This window comes from Shewanella sp. MEBiC00475, assembly GCF_005234075.1.
GTDB classification, from domain to species: domain Bacteria; phylum Pseudomonadota; class Gammaproteobacteria; order Enterobacterales; family Shewanellaceae; genus Shewanella; species Shewanella polaris.
This window is the reverse complement of sequence record NZ_CP039928.1, coordinates 1,132,906-1,150,590: the sequence shown is the minus strand read 5'-3', so window position 1 is coordinate 1,150,590 and position 17,685 is coordinate 1,132,906. Positions and strand designations below refer to the sequence as shown.

The window sequence follows — 17,685 nt, the reverse complement described above, 5'->3', positions numbered from 1 at the left end:
ATTTGAAGAACTTTATTCAAGGCTAAAATCGATCGTCAAGACATATATCACTGTTTTAGAAAGCCTATACTTCCACAATTAGTGTTGGCTGCATTCAACGCGATCACTGCTGCCGATATTGATGTATTGGGCTATAAAGAGGGGGAGGTCTCTCATCAACAACGACAACGTGTACAACAAAGCACTTTAGTCGTGAAAAATAAGCTCCTTGAGCAAGGGGGGATTTATCCTTACTGTGACTAATGTTGTTCCACATGTAGTCAAGATGAAATGGAGTTATTTATGAAAAAATGTTGGATGCTTATCTTTGCCTGCTTATTCCTTAGTATGACAAGCTGCAATTGCCAAGCCGAGGACAGCTTGGTGCTATCTCTTATTGATGAATCCACACAGTTGGTTGAGGATGGTTTTAATCAGAAAAATGGCGCATGGCAGCCGTATAGTGGTGTATGGGATTTTTCTGACGGTCGGCTAACACAAACGAGTACTCGTGATTATTCTCCCGTTATTTTGCGAAGCGATCATCAATTTAGAGATCTTGATCTCAGTGTCGAATTTAAACCAATTTCAGGTCGAATTGATGCCAGTGGAGGGGTCATTTTCCGCGCACTAGATCACGAAAATTACTATGTTGTTCGAGCCAACAGTCTCGAAAATAATTTTAGACTCTATACGGTTAAAAATGGTGTGCGGCGACAAATTGCTTCCGCTCACACATCGCCACCTATTTTGGGCCAGTTTCATCAAATTCGTATAGTTGCTATTGGTGCCACCATCCAAGCCTATCTAAATGGTATATTATTGTTAGATCATCACGATAACACCTTTATCCGTGGTTTTGTCGGCCTGTGGACTAAGGCCGATTCCGTGACCGAATTTGATCAATTCAAGGTTATTGGGGTGGAGTAAGTCGACTTGGTCGTGAAATAAATGGGTGATATTCCCCTAAATCAGTAGACACTTTTTACTTAAAAACCGCAGTAAGGTAAAAAGTGTTATGAATAAAAAATTGAGCTTAGCTTTTGCGGTACAGGTCGTTCATTAGCATCTGCCCCTTAGGATATGGGAAGTGTCATTATCATGTAGGGGGCATCATAGACCATGTCATCACGATATTCGTGAATCCATTCACATCCGATGTACCATCGGAAGCGTTAGCATTTCCACTCTTTACAGCTATGGGACAGAAGCTGATGTTAAGTGAGTTAAAAAACTGGATCCATCCCGATGATGAACTTTTTGTCTCTCTGTAAATGTTATGCGTATGGCAGAACTAGTACTATGGGGAGCACAGTTAATTGTTATATACATTTGTGAATCAGCAAAGCTTCATCTTCTAAGATAGGACCTTTAATTTTGACCTTTCTTCCGCCTGATTTTAATATATCTCGACTAGAAATATTAAAGTCGATGTTGGGATTGTCATTACCAAACTATTGGTAGAAGGGAGCTTTACTTAAGCCAAACGTTAATTTACCTATACCGCCCCAAAAAATTGCTGAAGAGTACATAGGGCAAGGTTCGTCACTTGTATAGATCCTACATTTATTTAAAAACTCAGGTGAATATAGTTATGAGGCTTCACTAATCAAGTTTATCTCTGCATGCCCTAATGAATCATTTTTAGTGAGTACAGAGTTTTCTCCTTCTAGAATAATCTTATTATTTTCATCAACTAATAAACAGCCGTAAGCTAAATTTCCATTTAATTTAGAACGCTTTGCTATTTCAAAAAACTTTTCTAAGTAGAGTTTCGGTGATTTTGTTTTCCATTACGATTTCCAATTTTTAAACTTTGATTATCTGTATCGACCTCACAATTAGTGGGTGGTTGAGCCAATTATTTTTTAAAGACTGAAGAACTGTTTATTTACATCATAGTTTGATGTAGGGTTATGATTACATAAATATTCGTAGCCTAAACAATACGTTGGGGGAATGTGTCTGCTATACCAGATGATAATGTGGCAAATTAATATTCTTTAATTGCCGCCGAACTGAGCAAACTAGAGTAGATTCCGGCGTTGATCATTGCTCGGATGAAGGGGATAATAATTAACCATGCGATCTCTATTCCATTGCTCCAAATCCAGATATGACATCGAACAATTCCGCATCGATACTACTTTGACGTAAGCTGTGAAATTTTTGCTTAAGACTTGCATGCAGTTCATCGATATTTTTTTCTGCCCGCTGCATTGCAGACAAGCGACTGGCATTTTCACTGTTAAGTGATTCAGCACAAGCCCTAAACAGACTGACAAATAGATATTCACGCATCATAGCGCTTAGTGTTTCAGACCGCTCGGGCATAACTTCGGGTAAGTTATTAGTTGGCCATTGAATACTGGCAAAGTTTTGACTCCAGTGAGCATCTAGGGGTAAAAGTTGTTGGCTCACAGGAGTATAAATTGAATCGACATTTGGGCGATGATGAAAAATATACACCCGATCGATTGTCCCTTTCTCTCGTTGCGCTTCCATTTCAATCAAAATTGTACCGACTAGCGTTGAAATGACATCAACTGAATTTGGCAATATAAAACCTTGCTTTAGCACGAGTTTGGTTTCTAAAAGCCTTGACTGAAGACGATCTCCCACTGTCCAGACCAATTTATTCCCCGGCATTTTCTGCAATGACTCACAGACAAATTCGACCATTACTTCGTTAAATTGACCGACTAAACCCTGATCGGTTCCAAATACTATGACGCCAATGGCTGCTTTATTTGACGGTGGCCTTTTTGTTTTAATACTAGGGGATTGATATTGCTGGAAACAGGCGGCTAAGCCAAGTTGCACAGTACGATAATAATCATCTAATGAGTGAACTGCATTTTCGTATTGGCAGATATTAGATGACGCCATTGCCTTCATGCTGCGCACGACAGACTCAAGATCATCAGCACTGTTAATCTGATGACGCAGACTTGCGAGGCCTTCACTCATACTATTTCCTCTGCTTTCTGGCTGGACATAAATTGTGCTAATGCATTATGGACAGACTGGATAATGGCGTCTCTATCTTCTGCTGTTAATTCTTCAGATGTCTCTAAACGAGTGATTATTTCAGCTGGAAAATCGGCAGCAGCATTGCGGACTGCCAACTCGGCTTCACTCATTAGTGTCAACGGTATGTCATCAAATAGATTGGCCGTTAATGCCAGCAAGACCGCAATTTGTTTAACCATAGAAATTGGCGTGGATTCAGCTTGCTTTAGGCAAGCGCGAATACGTCGACCGTGGCCGATTGTTTTTAATGTGTTGTCATCTAATCGAGCGCCAAAACTCGAAAATGTTTCCAGCTCTTCAAACTGCGCATAAGCCAATTTTAGGTTTGATGCAACGGACCGATAAGCAGCTCGTTGTGCCTTACCCCCAACACGAGAAACAGATTTCCCTACGTTGATAGCAGGCAGCACGCCCAGTTCAAATAACGAGGGTGAAAGATAGATCTGCCCATCGGTGATAGAAATGAGATTCGTAGGAATATAGGCAGATATATCCTGTGCTTCAGTTTCAATAATGGGCAGCGCCGTTAATGAACCACCACCTTGTTCTTGACTTAAGTGAGTAGCCCGCTCCAATAAACGCGAGTGAATATAAAATATATCACCGGGAAAAGCTTCACGTCCTGGAGGGCGACGCAACAGCAGTGACAGCTCGCGGTAAGTGCGTGCGTGGTGTGTTAAGTCATCATAAACAATTAATACGTCGCGTCCTTGCTGCATAAAATATTCGGCAATACTGGTTGCTGCATAAGGGGCAATATAGGCGAGGCCTGGAGGATCATTACCTTCGGTAACCACTACAACGGTATATTCCATAGCGCCTTGTTTTTCTAATGTGGCAATGACTTTGGCAACACCAGATGTACGTTGGCCAATAGCACAATATACGCAAAGTACATTTTTGCCGCGTTGGTTCAGTATGGTGTCAAGGGCAATAGCCGTTTTACCAGTTTGTCTATCGCCGAGAATCAACTCTCGTTGGCCACGCCCCACCGGAATAAGGGCGTCAATTACTTTGATACCTGTTTGCAAGGGAACACTCACCGCTGCACGATTCATAATTGCAGGCGATGGACGTTCAACGGGGAAGCGGGTACTTGATAGCAATCGGCCTTTGCCATCTAAGGGTTCTCCGATAGGATTGATAATACGGCCTATCAAGCCATCTCCTACGGGAACATCCACTATATGCCCACAACGTTCTACTTCATCACCGGCTTGTAAATGCCAATACTCTCCCAATAGTACAACCCCAATTTCATTTTCATTCACATTGAATGCAATGCCAAAAATATCACCAGGGAACTTAAGCACTTCTTCAAAACCGACTTTTGGCAAGCCAGATACGATTGCAATACCAGTGGCAATACTGGTAATTATGCCGACTTCTCGCGGTTGCAATAGGGGTGAAAAAGATTGCCGCGCTTGTTGCAGAGTCGAAAATGTTTGCTCAAATATTGATTGTAAGAAATCAGGCGCTGGTTTCATGATTATTATCCTGTGCGCTTGAGGGACTTAAGTCTGAATTCTCGATACTGCTGGTGGTTAATAGTAATTCATCAACACGTTTTGCCAGTGATCTGAGATATTCGTTAATGCTCCAAGATATTTTTTGACCATTGATACTGATCTCTATCCCGCTGATGACCTTGGGCTCAATGGCGAATTGAAGTGTTATCTCGTGGCCCAATATTTTTTCTATTTCTGTTTTAATAACAGAGCATTGCGGCTTTGGAAGTGTAAAGGCTGTTTGAACAAGAATAGGTTTAGCTGATAAGTTAAATGCTGCGGTAAAATCAGTCGTCTCTTTATCCGTTAATTCATGTAAACGGCGAATAAAAATCTCTGTCATGGACGCTTCCAAAGAGGTTTCAGCAAGATCGTCGAGAACCTTACGTGTGATGGAAAATATTTCTTCGCGCGCACTTTGGCTAAGCGCCACTTGTAAATTGAGTTGCTCATTTTTAAGGGCTAATTGTAATTTTTTACGGAGATCTTCTGCTTCTTGTCTAACCGTTTCGAGTAACTGAGCCCGCTCAGCTTTTGTATCTTCTATTAATTTATTCATGCGGGTTGTTTTTTGCTGTTCAAACTCAGCATTTTTCTGCTCAAATTCATTGCGCTGCTGCTCTGCTTTGGCACTTTTGGCATCCGCGTCGGCAATTTCTGTGGCGATCCTTTTCTCTCGGGCATCGATATTATTAATAATAGGTCGGTATAAAAATCGTTTCAGTAACCATATGAGTACCAAAAAGTTAACCACTTGAGCAAATACGGTAAACCAGTCAATTAGCATAACTTATATACCTGCAGCTAGGTCGATAAAGTAATTCCAAAATGGATTGGCAAACAACAAAATCATCGATACAACAAAGCAATAAATTGCAGTGGATTCTATCATCGCCAAGCCGACAAGCAGGGTACGAGTGATAGTGGCAGATGCATCAGGTTGTTGGGCTAATGCAGATAATGCCGTTGCAACTGCCTTGCCTTCGGCTAATGACGGTCCAATAACGCCGATAGTGATGGTTAATCCCGCGGTGATAATCGATACCATTGCAATAATTGTTATGCTGTCCATACTTGCTCCTAAATCAATTTAAGGTGTTGGATCATTGCTGAGAGCCTGGTTTAGTGTCTTGATCTTCAATGGTGTCAGAGCTGTCTTGTGCAAGCTCACCCTCCGTTTTTTGAATGCGTGTTGCTGCAGTGATGTATACGGTTGCCAAAATAAAAAATATATAGGCTTGTATAATGCCCGTGAGTAAACCGAGTAGTGTCATTACTATCGGAAATATAAATGGGGTAATACTCAGTAAAATACCGATGATCATTGCACCACTCATCATATTGCCAAACAATCGCACCGCTAAGGCCAGCGTACGCGACAGTTCACTAATAATGTTAAATGGCAACATAATAACGGTTGGCTTGGTATAGGAGACTAGGTAGCCGCGCAAGCCTTGCTCCTCAATGCCAAATAATGGCACTGCTACAAATACAGATAATGCCAAAGCGACGGTACAGGAAAGTGAGCCTGTCGGCGGTTCGAAGCCGGGAAAGACCGTACAAATGGCGGAGGCGGCGATAAATAAAAATAGCGAGCCAAGAAAGCCTAGATACTTATGGGGATTACTCAGACCAACTTCTTCAATTTGTCTGCTAATCATGATGACAAGCATTTCTAGCAAGTTTTGCCAGCGGGTGCGGCGCATATTTTTGGATAATTTTCTGGTAATAACAATGGAACTTATCACCAATAACAGCATGACTAACCAAGTAAATACTATCGTCGCGTTGAGCTTAACAAAGCCCATTTGCCAGAAAATAATTTGGTCAGGACTAAGGTTCATAAAACGTCTTCCTCAGTATCGAGTATGAGATCGTTGTTTAACGAGTGTGTATGTTGTTTGAGTTGAATGTATCTCGTTGTAATTAAACGTACTAACATAAACCCAAATAAACCCGCCACTAAATTATGCCAATCTTTGCCGATAATAAAATAGAATCCAGCAATTACTATAGTTGAGCGTACTAACAAACTGATGATAAATAGCAGTGCAACATGTTGGCTTGATTGCAGCTGATTAACCGTCCACCAAAGCCCTGCGAAAAAAAGTATTCCCAGCAATGCGCCTGCTAGCAAAGCCAATGCTAGCTCTACAAATATGTTGCCTACCAATAAGTTTTCCATAAGTCGGTTTCCATCAAATAAGTTGCCTACAGGGTTTATTAAGTTAATCGCCTCGGTGGATTTCTTTATCTTCTTTGTCAATCCAATACCAGGCATTGGCACAACCTAGGCATAAACCGAGAACCAATAACATCAAGGTTCTTGAATGTTCACCGGGATAGTGTTTATCAAGCCAAATACCCAATACTGTACCGAGTATGGTCGGTACCACCACTGACCAACCAATGAGTCCCATCATTCCAAACCCCATCCAAACTATTTTGTTTACATGGCGTTGAGCCTTTAATTTTCGCGTTGCCATATTATCAACTTGTCGGCTAAACTTTTCGTTGTTGGACTTATATTTTTCGGGCTTTGTTGTGTCGGCATTTGGTTTTAGCGACGTTTTTTTTTGCGATTTATTATTCATAATTACACTCGCTCATGATGAAAATCAGTCAAGCGGTGGATAAAATCACTTTCCATTTTTATCAGTACTGAACGCAATTGTTGTTCCTGCTCATCTAGGTGCATAAACTCTTGCTCAACGGCTTGATGTAATTCACCCAGCCCCAAACCGCCTATGGCGTTACGCACTGATATCAATACATCAAAGCCCGTTTTAACCAATACACCTTCATCAATGGCAACGTAGACTTCATCAGCCCCCTCGCATTCATAAACCAGTAACCCTGCGGTTAATGACGCTACACAGTCTAGTCTATGGGGCAAAATACCAAACGAACCTTGATGGGTTACTGCGACAATACGTACAATATTTTGCTGCTCGGTAAACACTTTATATGGCAATAGAATTTTAAGGTTCATGTGTGCTGATAACATGTTACGTACCTTGTTTGTCCGTTTGCTTATCTACAGTTGGCTGTGCGTTTATTTTCTCAAGCTTAGGGTTTATGGCTTCATCAATTGAGCCAATCATATACAGAGCACTTTCTGGATAGTCTTTAAATTCATCGAGTAGAATTCGTTCGCAGCCATCTAATGCTTCACTAAGACTTACCAATTTCCCTGGCATACTGGTGAACTGTTCTGTGGTAAAAAAAGGTTGAGTAAAAAAACGTTCAAGGCGACGAGCACGTGCCACAATTTTATGATCTGCTGCCGATAGCTGTTCCATACCTAACATGGCGATAATGTCTTTAAGTTCTTCATATTGTGCCAACGTGCTGCGTATTTTCTGCGCCAAGTCGTAGTGGCGTTGACCGATAATACTCGGAGTGGCCATTTTAGAATTAGATTGCAACGGATCAATGGCTGGGTAAAGTCCTTCACTGGCTCGTTTCCGCGATAGCACAATTGATGCCGATAGATGTGAAAAAGTATGCACCGCAGCGGGATCGGTAAAGTCGTCTGCCGGCACGTATACCGCTTGAATGGAAGTAATCGCACCCGTATCAGTATTGGCAATACGATCTTCGAGTTGTGACAATTCAGTACCTAAGGTTGGCTGGTACCCCAAGCGTGCTGGCATTTGGCCCATTAAACCAGACACTTCCATACCCGCCTGAATAAAACGAAAAATATTATCAATCAGTAACAACACATCACGATGTTCATCGTCACGAAAATATTCGGCCATGGTTAATGCGGCATGACCCACACGAAAGCGTGCTCCAGGTGGCTCATTCATTTGTCCGAATACCATTACCATATTATCCAATACGCCTGCTGCTTTCATCTCTCGGTAGAGTTCTTCACCTTCTCGACAACGCTCACCAATACCGCAAAAAATACTCACCCCAGCATGCTGGCCTACCATATTGTGGATCATTTCGGTCAGTAACACCGTTTTGCCCACTCCGGCACCGCCAAAAAGTCCAGCCTTACCACCACGTTCAAGAGGCATTAATACATCAATTACTTTGATACCGGATTCGAATACTTCGGATTTAGTTGCAAGCTGGTCGATTGCTGGCGGTTCGTTATGTACAGAACGCCACTGGGTATCTATAGGTGGTGGTTTATGATCAATGGCGTTGCCAAAAACATCAAACATCCGCGATATAATTGTCTTACCCACAGGTGCCAATAGTGGTCCGCCGCTGTCATCTACCACCATGCCTCTAGCCAGCCCTTGGGTTGGTGTCAGCGCAATGCAGCGCACTCGATGTTCATCTAGTTGCGAAAAAACTTCGAGAAAAACTTGTCCCTTTTCTCCGGTAGTTAATAAAGTTCGAATAGGCGGGAGTTGCTGAGCAAATAGAATATCGACAACACTACCGCGTATCGCTATAACTGTACCTGAATTGGGTGAGGCATTTTTTCTATCCATCATATTCTGTCGATTATCTCCGATAACCAGATTGAAGTGCATAGAGGTTAATAACGAGTAAGAGGCTTACTAACTTACTATTATCGCAAGGCTTTGATTAAGTTGAAGTCTCCATTTGTTACCGCTAGTCAATGACTTGTTCTATTCGAACGTTATAGGTTTATTTAGTTATAGTACTCGCTGCGTCGTTTTACCATTTGTTTGCTTTGTTCTATAGCAATAAGTAATCACATTGGACATTATTTTAAAGGAATAAAAAAACCGTAATAAGTCCGTGCATTAACCTCAAACATATATTTATCCAACATAACGCCTAGCAATCAATCTTTTCCAAACACTTACCAATATTTAGCTCATTACCTCATTAAAAACCTTTTGGCGTGCTTTGCGTTGACGCAGATCAATTCAGAGTAATAGAGCTGCAGCAACCTCTGTTTTACCCTTATCTAATGCAAGATTAATCAATTCGAATGCTGGTGGTTATTGGCGAGGTGGCATTGGTTTATTGAATATTCGGTAAGTTCGCGATGCTGGCAGTCGCGATCTTGATTGTCATCGTCAAGCCGTGGGTCTGCTAAACTAGCGTTCTGTCGTTGCCCATATTTCCGTCGATAATAAAAAGGCCAGCCTCGATGGCTGGCCTTAATATTCGCTCAATAATGGTGTTAAATCGCCCAACCACCCATGTAAAAGGCGACTAAACCGAGGGTAATTAACATAACCCCAAGTCGCAGTTTACGCCACTCGCCACTGCATATGCGGCCAATAACCAAGGTAACAAAACCAAGCATAATTCCGGTAACGATATTGCAGCTTAAAATGATAAATACCGCGCAGGTTAGCCCTGCCATTGCATCCACTTTATCGTCAAAATCAAGCTTGGTGACATTGCTTAGCATCAGTAAACCAACATACATCAGTGCTGGAGCTGTCGCATAAGCAGGCACTAAAAAGCTTAACGGCGCTAAGAACATCATCATCAAAAATAGCACGCCAACGATGGTCGCGGTCAGGCCCGTTTTACCACCTGCAGCGGTGCCTGCTGCGGATTCAATATAAACCGCTGCTGGTGCGCCGCCGACCACGCCTGCAAAAATACTGCTAACAGAATCTGATGTCAGTGCCTTACCGCCACCAACAATATTGTCCTTATCATCGAGAAGTTCCGCTTGCCCTGCAACTGCTCTAATTGTGCCAGTTGCATCGAAGATAGCTGTCATCACTAATGCCAACACAATGGGCAGTACCACTGGGTTTAGTGCGCCCATAATATCGAGCTGACCAATGAGCGATGTTTCAGACATTAAGTCAGGCAAAGCAAATAAGCCTTGATATGTCACGCTAGGATCAAATATTAACCCAAAAATTGATAATCCGACGATGACCAGCAATATGCCACCAGGCATACCTCGGCGTTCAAGCCCAATTGTCATTGCAAGACCAATAATGGTAGCGATAACCGGTAAGCTATTAATATCACCAAGCTTCACAGGTAAACCGGCATCGTTAGATACAATCAATTTCACGCTATTGGTTGCAATAAGGAGTAAAAACAAACCAATACCTATACCCGTACCGTGAGCAATACCGGTTGGCAGGTTAGTGAGTACCCATTGACGAATACCGGTGACACTCACAAGTGTAAACACGATACCCATAAGGAAAATAGCACCAAGGGTGACAGGAATCGATATTCCCTGTCCTAGCACCATACTAAATGCAGTAAATGCGGTGAGTGAAATTGCACAACCAATGGCCATTGGCAAATTAGCCCATAGCCCCATGAGCAACGAACCAAACGCGGCAATTAAACAGGTAGCGATAAACACTGCCGCAGGGTCAAACCCAGCAGTGCCCAACATGTTTGGCACTACAATTACCGAATAAACCATAGCCAAAAACGTTGTTAAGCCAGCAATGACTTCACGTTTTAAGGTACTTCCACGGGCAGAAATATTGAAATAGCGATCCAAGAATGAATCAGAAACAGCAGTGTTTGAGAGAGTCTGTTCAGACTTCATAGTGATAATACCTTTTGATCTCTTAAATGATGAGTTAACCAATGGTTATTCATTGGCGACACGGCTATGGCAGGTAGAGCCCTAAACGAGAAATATTTAGGTGAGAGATCCACTTGGCGCATATAGCGTTAGTGACCTGCGAATATTGTGGTAAACAAATTTGTTATACACATGTCTGGTAAAATTTACGCTTACCAACATAGCCTTAGTTGGCGCGGAGTTTACAGTAATCGACAATGAGGAAATAGGAAGCAGTTAACAATTTTGTGCTATATCGATAAAAAACACACCCCAAATAAATAGATTGTTCTTTAAACCGTACGATGAAAGTGGCCCACTGTAGTGACAATACTCTTTGAACTATTATCCTATAAAAACAGCAGACCAATTCGTGGCACATCATTCGCTGAAGTGCCACTTTATACTGACCATTATCGCTATTGGATTAATGGCTTAAATAGAACAAAAAAACCTTATTAGCAAAAATATTATTTTTGTTAATCTTTAGGCTTTAGCATTGCTTCAATCATGTGAATATCTAGGGTTTCTTTGTTGAGTAGTTCTTCAACTAGTCGATTTAGATCGTCACGGTGTTGTAATAAAATGGCAAAGGTTGTTTGTTCTGCTTCTTTTATTATTCGGTAAATCTCTTGGTCAATTGTTGTTGCTGTTTTTTCACTAAAATCTTTTTCTTGTTGTATTTCATAGCCAAGAAAAGGATGTTCGGAGCCGACTTTAAAATGAATGGGGCCAATGGCGTCGCTCATCCCCCATTGGGTGACCATCATTTTTGCAAGGTGGGTTGCTTGTTCTAAATCATTAGATGCACCTGAACTGGTATCATCCAAGACAATTTTTTCGGCTACGCGTCCGCCTAGCATAACGGATAACCGTGTTTCTAAATAAGATTGAGTGTAATTGTGTCGGTCTTCAACGGGGAGCTGTTCTGTTGCACCTAACGCTCGGCCGCGTGGAATGATCGATACTTGGCGAAGCGGATCGCTATTGGGTAAGAATAATGCTGCGATGGCGTGGCCGCTTTCGTGAACAGCCGTTCTTTTTCTTTCCGATGGATTTAATAAATCTTTTCGCTCGCTTCCCATAATTATTTTGTCATGGGCCTGATTAAAGTCATCTCTTGTTACTGTGTCGGCTTTTTTTCTTGCTGCGGATAATGCAGCTTCATTGACTAAATTGGCAAGATCAGCGCCTGAAAACCCAACGGTCATGCTGGCTAATTCTTTGTAATCAAAATTTAACTCAATCGGCACTTTACGAGTATGTACTTTTAATATTTTTATTCTCGCTTCTTGTTGAGGTAATTCAAACGTTACTTTTCTATCAAATCTCCCCGGTCTTAATAGCGCTGGGTCTAGCACATCGGGGCGATTTGTTGCAGCTAATACCACAACCGCTTCACCTACTGAGAACCCGTCCATCTCTGCGAGAATTTGATTAAGTGTTTGCTCTCTTTCGTCATTGCCACCACCGAGACCTGTGCCTCGAACGCGGCCAACGGAGTCAATTTCGTCGATAAAAATCAGGGCCGGAGCTTTATCTCTTGCTTCTTTAAACAGGTCGCGAACACGGGAAGCACCAACACCAATAAACATCTCGATAAATTCTGATCCGCTTATACTAAAAAAAGGCACTCCAGCTTCATGAGCTGTGGCTTTTGCTAGCATGGTTTTACCGGTTCCTGGTGGCCCCATTAATAAAATACCCCGAGGCATTTTTGCGCCAAGCTTATTAAATTCTTCAGGTTTTTTTAAGTAATCGATGATTTCTTGAAGGTCTTGTTTGGCGCCTTCTACGCCGGCGACATCGTCGTAATTAATTTCATTGTCTTTGGTTTCAAACAATCTCGCCTTAGACTTTGAAAAGCCCATAAAACCATCTTTCCCGCCCATTTTTTGTTGCAGCATTCGGCTTGAGTAGATGAAAAAAGCAATAATTAACAACCAGGGAACAATGCCGATCAAAATGGAAAGCCATTGGGGATCAGCAGAAGACTTAGCTGAAATATTGACTTTATTTGTTTCGAGAACAGGCATTAAATTGGTGTCTGTAGTGGGGGGAATAACGGTATGAAAGGTTTTGGTTTTGTCTGCATCTTTTTCGATATAGATACCGTAAATTTGGTCGCCTTTGAAAGAGATGGACGATACCTGATTAGAAATGACTGCCTTTTTAAAATCCGTATATGAAATCTCTGGAGTTTTTTGGGCAAATAAACCTGAAAAAATGGTATAAGCGGCAAAGAACATTAAAATCCACATTAACGTGTGAGCATCAAAAGGATGCGGCGTTTGCTGCGGCGTTGATTCCGATTTTTTAGTCGTGTCGTTATTGTTAGTTGGGATTTTGTTGTTTGTCATATCGCCTCTGTTTTGAGTTGATTAGATCACGGTAGTCAAAATTAAAATACTAATTATGCGGCTTCTTAATACTGCTATTTAATTTAAATCCTTCCAACTTAAATGACTATAGTCTTTTATAACTATTCTTACGGGAAAAGGGATAGGACTTATTAGTCAATTGCTTTCAAGAAGCTTTGGTATTGCTAATATCATAAACCCAACACAGCAGAAAAACTTGATATCAATCATGTCGAAATGAAGTAGCCGGGTTTATACATTAACGTTTATTTATAGATCCGCAGTTGGCAGTTCGATACACCTTGTCGCTAATTTGCTCTAAATATGGAGGTTAAGCACCTCCCTACACCGTACGGCCTACAACAGTCATCATTGTTTAATGCATTGTTATTAAGCGATATTTTTAGCGTTTAACTAAAAAGGCTTAGGATGATTCAATCACCCTAAGCCTTTCATATTAACAATTACTTGAAGCGTTAATGCTTAAATCGCAACAGTTACTTTGTTTAACCAGGCTAACTCGTCACCTTGCATTAATGGTGCTAAGGTTTGACGTACTTTTTGCTGATATTGATTAAACCAATTCACTTCAAAATCAGTTAACAATGAGGTATCGATTAAGCGTGCATCCATTGGTATATGGGTTAATACATCAAACTCGTACATTTCACGCTCTGCACCTTGTAGCGCTTGGCAAGGTTGAACGGTTACTAGGTTTTCGATGCGAATTCCAAAGGCATCGGCACGGTAGTAGCCAGGTTCATTCGATAAAACCATGCCTGACAGCAGTGCCACGCCATTAAGGTTTTTACCTATGCGTTGTGGGCCTTCATGAACACTTAAAAAGTGACCGACACCGTGACCTGTTCCGTGATCGTAATCAAAACCGTGTTGCCATAAATACTGACGGGCAAAGCCATCAAGTTGTTGGCCCGTAGTCCCTTTTGGAAAGCGTGCGGTATCTAACGCGATATGGCCTTTTAACACCAAGGTAACCATTTTCTTCTGCTCGTCGGTTACCTTACCAATGGCGACGGTGCGGGTGACATCTGTTGTGCCGTCTAGGTATTGGGCGCCTGAATCGACCAAGTAAATGCTGTCCATGGTCATGGTGCTTGGAGTGCCATTATTGTGGTTGTAATGGCACATGGCAGCATTGGCACCAGTGGCTGAAATAGTGTCAAAGCTTGGTTCGCGATACAGCGGGTCTTGTAATCTAAAGCTTTCTAATTTGTCAGCCAGTTGTGCTTCATCGTGCATAATGTTCTGTTCGATTTGGCTGTCTAACCAGGCTAAAAAACGGCTAACGGCAGCGCCATCACGAACATGACACGCTCGCATACCAGCTAATTCGGCATCATTCTTTTGTGCTTTAGGTAATGCAACAGGGTCAGTGCCAACAATCAGTTTAGCGCCGCCTTTTTGTGCCAGTAATTGCGAATAGGCGTTGGCAGAATGAGGGTCGGCTAATAACTTCACACCATCCATTTGTGCAAGTACGGTAGCCAGTTCAGCTTCATCTTTAAAACTTACCCCTGCACCTACGTGTTGTTCAATATTTTGCGGCACTTTAGCTAAATCTGTAAAAAAGGTCATGTCGCCATTGGTAGATAATAATCCGCAGCCAAGTATGACGGGGAAGCGTGGAACGTCGTTACCACGGATATTCAGTAACCAACAACATGAATCTAATGCGGCAATAAGGGCAACATCGGCACCTTGCTTGTTAATCAATTGACCAATTTGTTGACGTTTCTCGACACTATTACGTCCAGCGCCTTGGTGGCTAAATAAAGTCATGGTGGATGCTGACGGTGCAGGGCGGTCTAACCAACTGACATCAATCGGGTTGTTATCCACTTCAACTAAATTGATTTGGGCTTTATCAAATTGCGCTTTAGTTTGTTGATACCAAGCTAGGGTATGTAGGCGACTGTCTATGCCGACGCTCGATCCTGCAGGTAATGTATCGATTAACCAGTCAATTTGTGGGTCGTCATGCAAGCTTAAATACTCAAATAAGTTACCGTCTACTTGTTGGCGCACTTGCACCGTGTAACGGCCGTCGGTAAATATTGCCGCGCGGTCTTTTAGCACGATTGCCATGCCTGCAGAACCCGTAAAGCCAGTAGCCCAATGTAAACGCTCATTACGAGCAGGCACATATTCACCTAAATATTCGTCAGCGCGGGGAATAATGAATGCATCTATTTGGTTGACTTCAAGCTGCTGGCGAATGGCGTTAAGGCGGGTAGCAATAATATTGGACATGGTTTCTCCGTTGGAGGCGACTGATGAACTCAGCTCTGTAGAATGAGCCTCGATTATCGCAAGTGTGACGGTAAACTGGCAAGCGAAGTCGCTTAGATAATGTTTATCAGGCAGATAAAAATTGTAAACTTATATTGTATACAATGGTAACAAAGCGATGTAGACGGTATCCTTGTCGGCATTGATTATCTTGTGTATTTGAACAAGGTAAAACGATTTGATTTAATCAATCTGTTGCTAGATTTGGGCCTGTTGATCTTTGCCGGTTAAATTTTGTTCGAGATAAAAACGTTTTAATCGAGGCGAGTGGATTGCTGCCTAGCAATCTAAGCACCACTTGCTTAACAAAGAATCACTCAACAAAGAGTAAAACGTTTTTAGCCGAACCCTTCGGGCAGCGTTTGTTGTTCATTTCTACTGCGTTATCGGCTTCTAATGTAGAATAACTACACTACAAAGCCTCTGCCTTGTATAAAGGAACAACAATTCACTGCAAAAACAACCTTGAAAGATCCACAGGCCCTAATAACAATAAAAATAACCAAAGGAAAACCTATGACAATCGGTGTCGGCGGCGTTAGTCCGCAACAAGCATTAGCCACACTTACTAATATGACTCACGGTGTAGCTGCGATAAGTGATGATGAATTTAATCAGCGAATTCAACATGCACAACGATTGATGGCGCAACACGGTTTAGAAGCAATCTATGTTAATGCCGGTACTAATTTGTACTATTTTACGGGTACCCGTTGGTTTGCCAGCGAACGTATGGTGGGTGCGATCATTCCTGCTGTAGGTGAGGTTCAGTATATTGCTCCTGCATTTGAACTCGATACATTACAGGGTTATATGACCATTAAAGGTCAAGTGAATACATGGCATGAGGATGAAAGCCCGTACCAGCTTTTTGCCAATGTGCTAGATAACATTGGCTTGAGCCAAGCAAAAATCGGTATTGATGAGTCAACTGCCTTTTTCATTAGCGATGGCATTGCTCAAGCGGCTCCACAACATCGATTTGTAAGTGCGACCACAGTAACGGCTGGATGTCGGATGATTAAGTCGGTTACCGAAATTGCCTTAATGCAACGCGCTAAAGACATGACACTTGAAGTGCATAAAGCAACTGCCAGTATCTTACGTGAAGGCATTACCACTGCAGAAGTCGAAGACTTTATTAACCAAGCTCACTATGCCGTGGGCGCAGTCAAAGGTTCGTATTTTTGCATCGTTCTATTTGGTGAAGATACCGCTTATCCGCATGGGGTTAAATCACCTAAAGTTCTTGAAAAAAATGACACCGTATTGATTGATACTGGTTGCCAGTTACAAGGCTATAACTCTGATATTACTCGTACTTACGTATTTGGTGAGCCAAATGCTCGTCAGCGTCAATTATGGCAACTTGAACAGGATGCACAAATTGCTGCTTTTGATGCTGCTACGTTGGGCACTCTTTGTAGTGACGTGGATGCGGCTGCTCGAACAGTATTAGAAGCCGCAGGATTTGGACCAGATTATAAGGTGCCAGGTTTACCTCATCGTACGGGTCATGGCATTGGCTTAGATATTCATGAATGGCCATATTTAGTGCGAAATGATATGACGCCATTGGAAGTGGGTATGTGTTTTAGTAATGAGCCAATGTTATGTGTGCCAGGTGAGTTCGGCATACGCCATGAAGATCATTTTTACATGACTGATCAAGGGCCTAAATGGTTTACCGCGCCAGCTAAATCCATTGATGATCCATTTTATTTGGCTTAACAAATTGAGAATAACAGCATGTGTTAGTAGATTTATCGCTAACCCATGCTGTTAAATTGTATATTAATGGATTAGCTGTTTTATCTATCTGGTTCTTTCACGCCAGAGGTTAGTGAACAAAGTGCTTAGCGGTTAACTTCTTACTTTTTACCTTTTTTTACCTCCTATTTTTACTTCTAATCCAAAATAATTTATTTTATGTTGAATGATGACTTATCGTTTAGCGGTTAAGGTCCCATCGATAGCAGTTATCTGCGCTGATATGTCA

15 protein-coding genes are annotated in these 17,685 nt (G+C 42.0%); 2 read left to right on the top strand and 13 right to left on the bottom strand.

The window, feature by feature from the left end; genetic code table 11:
- Positions 1 to 282: 282 nt before the first annotated feature.
- Positions 283 to 909, top strand: coding sequence for a family 16 glycoside hydrolase (locus tag FCN25_RS05010; RefSeq protein WP_175405825.1), 627 nt, complete (start codon positions 283 to 285; stop codon positions 907 to 909).
- A gap of 662 nt (positions 910 to 1,571) precedes the next feature.
- On the opposite strand, the gene FCN25_RS21315 is transcribed toward FCN25_RS05010, so the two are convergent.
- The 13 genes from FCN25_RS21315 to FCN25_RS04945 form a co-directional block, all read right to left on the bottom strand.
- Positions 1,572 to 1,727 (bottom strand): hypothetical protein, encoded by a 156-nt coding sequence (locus FCN25_RS21315; protein WP_137227328.1) that lies wholly within the window; start codon positions 1,725 to 1,727, stop codon positions 1,572 to 1,574.
- Positions 1,728 to 2,070: 343 nt separating this feature from the next.
- Positions 2,071 to 2,949 carry a F0F1 ATP synthase subunit gamma gene (locus tag FCN25_RS05000; protein WP_137222555.1) on the bottom strand — a complete coding sequence of 293 codons (879 nt, stop codon included), beginning with the start codon at positions 2,947 to 2,949 and terminating at the stop codon, positions 2,071 to 2,073.
- Positions 2,946 to 4,499: an alternate F1F0 ATPase, F1 subunit alpha gene (locus FCN25_RS04995; RefSeq protein WP_137222553.1), complete on the bottom strand. Its 1,554-nt coding sequence runs from the start codon at positions 4,497 to 4,499 to the stop codon at positions 2,946 to 2,948. Before FCN25_RS04995 ends, FCN25_RS05000 begins: the two co-directional genes overlap by 4 nt.
- Complete coding sequence (locus FCN25_RS04990) at positions 4,483 to 5,307, bottom strand: F0F1 ATP synthase subunit delta (RefSeq protein WP_137222551.1); 825 nt, start codon at positions 5,305 to 5,307, stop codon at positions 4,483 to 4,485. Before FCN25_RS04990 ends, FCN25_RS04995 begins: the two co-directional genes overlap by 17 nt.
- 3 nt (positions 5,308 to 5,310) lie before the next feature.
- Positions 5,311 to 5,592 carry a F0F1 ATP synthase subunit C gene (locus FCN25_RS04985; RefSeq protein ID WP_101088766.1) on the bottom strand — a complete coding sequence of 94 codons (282 nt, stop codon included), beginning with the start codon at positions 5,590 to 5,592 and terminating at the stop codon, positions 5,311 to 5,313.
- Positions 5,593 to 5,623: 31 nt separating this feature from the next.
- Positions 5,624 to 6,364, bottom strand: a complete 741-nt coding sequence (locus FCN25_RS04980) for a F0F1 ATP synthase subunit A (RefSeq protein WP_137222549.1) — start codon at positions 6,362 to 6,364, stop codon at positions 5,624 to 5,626.
- Entirely contained in the window at positions 6,361 to 6,705 is a 345-nt protein-coding gene (locus FCN25_RS04975; RefSeq protein ID WP_137222547.1) for an ATP synthase subunit I, read from the bottom strand. The genes FCN25_RS04980 and FCN25_RS04975 overlap by 4 nt, the downstream gene beginning before the upstream one ends.
- Before the next feature lie 43 nt (positions 6,706 to 6,748).
- Positions 6,749 to 7,114, bottom strand: coding sequence for an AtpZ/AtpI family protein (locus tag FCN25_RS04970; protein ID WP_101088769.1), 366 nt, complete (start codon positions 7,112 to 7,114; stop codon positions 6,749 to 6,751).
- Between the two features lie 2 nt (positions 7,115 to 7,116).
- Entirely contained in the window at positions 7,117 to 7,527 is a 411-nt protein-coding gene (locus FCN25_RS04965) for a F0F1 ATP synthase subunit epsilon (protein ID WP_137222545.1), read from the bottom strand.
- A gap of 1 nt (position 7,528) precedes the next feature.
- On the bottom strand, positions 7,529 to 8,980 hold the full coding sequence (gene atpD, locus FCN25_RS04960) for a F0F1 ATP synthase subunit beta (protein WP_137222543.1): 1,452 nt from the start codon (positions 8,978 to 8,980) through the stop codon (positions 7,529 to 7,531).
- Between the two features lie 662 nt (positions 8,981 to 9,642).
- Positions 9,643 to 10,998, bottom strand: coding sequence for an NCS2 family permease (locus tag FCN25_RS04955; protein WP_137222541.1), 1,356 nt, complete (start codon positions 10,996 to 10,998; stop codon positions 9,643 to 9,645).
- Positions 10,999 to 11,495: 497 nt separating this feature from the next.
- The gene (ftsH, locus tag FCN25_RS04950; protein ID WP_137222535.1) at positions 11,496 to 13,376 is read right to left on the bottom strand and encodes an ATP-dependent zinc metalloprotease FtsH; all 1,881 of its coding nucleotides are present in this window, start codon (positions 13,374 to 13,376) and stop codon (positions 11,496 to 11,498) included.
- A 483-nt stretch (positions 13,377 to 13,859) separates the two neighbouring features.
- Positions 13,860 to 15,647 carry an aminopeptidase P family protein gene (locus FCN25_RS04945; RefSeq protein ID WP_137222533.1) on the bottom strand — a complete coding sequence of 596 codons (1,788 nt, stop codon included), beginning with the start codon at positions 15,645 to 15,647 and terminating at the stop codon, positions 13,860 to 13,862.
- 555 nt (positions 15,648 to 16,202) lie between these two features.
- Between FCN25_RS04945 and FCN25_RS04935 the strand changes: the two genes are divergently transcribed.
- Complete coding sequence (locus FCN25_RS04935; protein ID WP_137222531.1) at positions 16,203 to 17,417, top strand: Xaa-Pro peptidase family protein; 1,215 nt, start codon at positions 16,203 to 16,205, stop codon at positions 17,415 to 17,417.
- Positions 17,418 to 17,685: the final 268 nt, after the last annotated feature.

Bases quoted from the DNA above. Each gene is read 5' to 3' on its own strand.
- FCN25_RS05010 (WP_175405825.1), top strand. From the start codon at position 283: ATGAAAAAATGTTGGATGCTTATCTTTGCCTGCTTATTCCTTAGTATG.
- FCN25_RS05000 (WP_137222555.1), bottom strand. From the start codon at position 2,949: ATGAGTGAAGGCCTCGCAAGTCTGCGTCATCAGATTAACAGTGCTGAT.
- FCN25_RS04995 (WP_137222553.1), bottom strand. From the start codon at position 4,499: ATGAAACCAGCGCCTGATTTCTTACAATCAATATTTGAGCAAACATTT.
- FCN25_RS04990 (WP_137222551.1), bottom strand. From the start codon at position 5,307: ATGCTAATTGACTGGTTTACCGTATTTGCTCAAGTGGTTAACTTTTTG.
- FCN25_RS04985 (WP_101088766.1), bottom strand. From the start codon at position 5,592: ATGGACAGCATAACAATTATTGCAATGGTATCGATTATCACCGCGGGA.
- FCN25_RS04980 (WP_137222549.1), bottom strand. From the start codon at position 6,364: ATGAACCTTAGTCCTGACCAAATTATTTTCTGGCAAATGGGCTTTGTT.
- FCN25_RS04975 (WP_137222547.1), bottom strand. From the start codon at position 6,705: ATGGAAAACTTATTGGTAGGCAACATATTTGTAGAGCTAGCATTGGCT.
- FCN25_RS04970 (WP_101088769.1), bottom strand. From the start codon at position 7,114: ATGAATAATAAATCGCAAAAAAAAACGTCGCTAAAACCAAATGCCGAC.
- FCN25_RS04965 (WP_137222545.1), bottom strand. From the start codon at position 7,527: ATGTTATCAGCACACATGAACCTTAAAATTCTATTGCCATATAAAGTG.
- atpD (WP_137222543.1), bottom strand. From the start codon at position 8,980: ATGATGGATAGAAAAAATGCCTCACCCAATTCAGGTACAGTTATAGCG.
- FCN25_RS04955 (WP_137222541.1), bottom strand. From the start codon at position 10,998: ATGAAGTCTGAACAGACTCTCTCAAACACTGCTGTTTCTGATTCATTC.
- ftsH (WP_137222535.1), bottom strand. From the start codon at position 13,376: ATGACAAACAACAAAATCCCAACTAACAATAACGACACGACTAAAAAA.
- FCN25_RS04945 (WP_137222533.1), bottom strand. From the start codon at position 15,647: ATGTCCAATATTATTGCTACCCGCCTTAACGCCATTCGCCAGCAGCTT.
- FCN25_RS04935 (WP_137222531.1), top strand. From the start codon at position 16,203: ATGACAATCGGTGTCGGCGGCGTTAGTCCGCAACAAGCATTAGCCACA.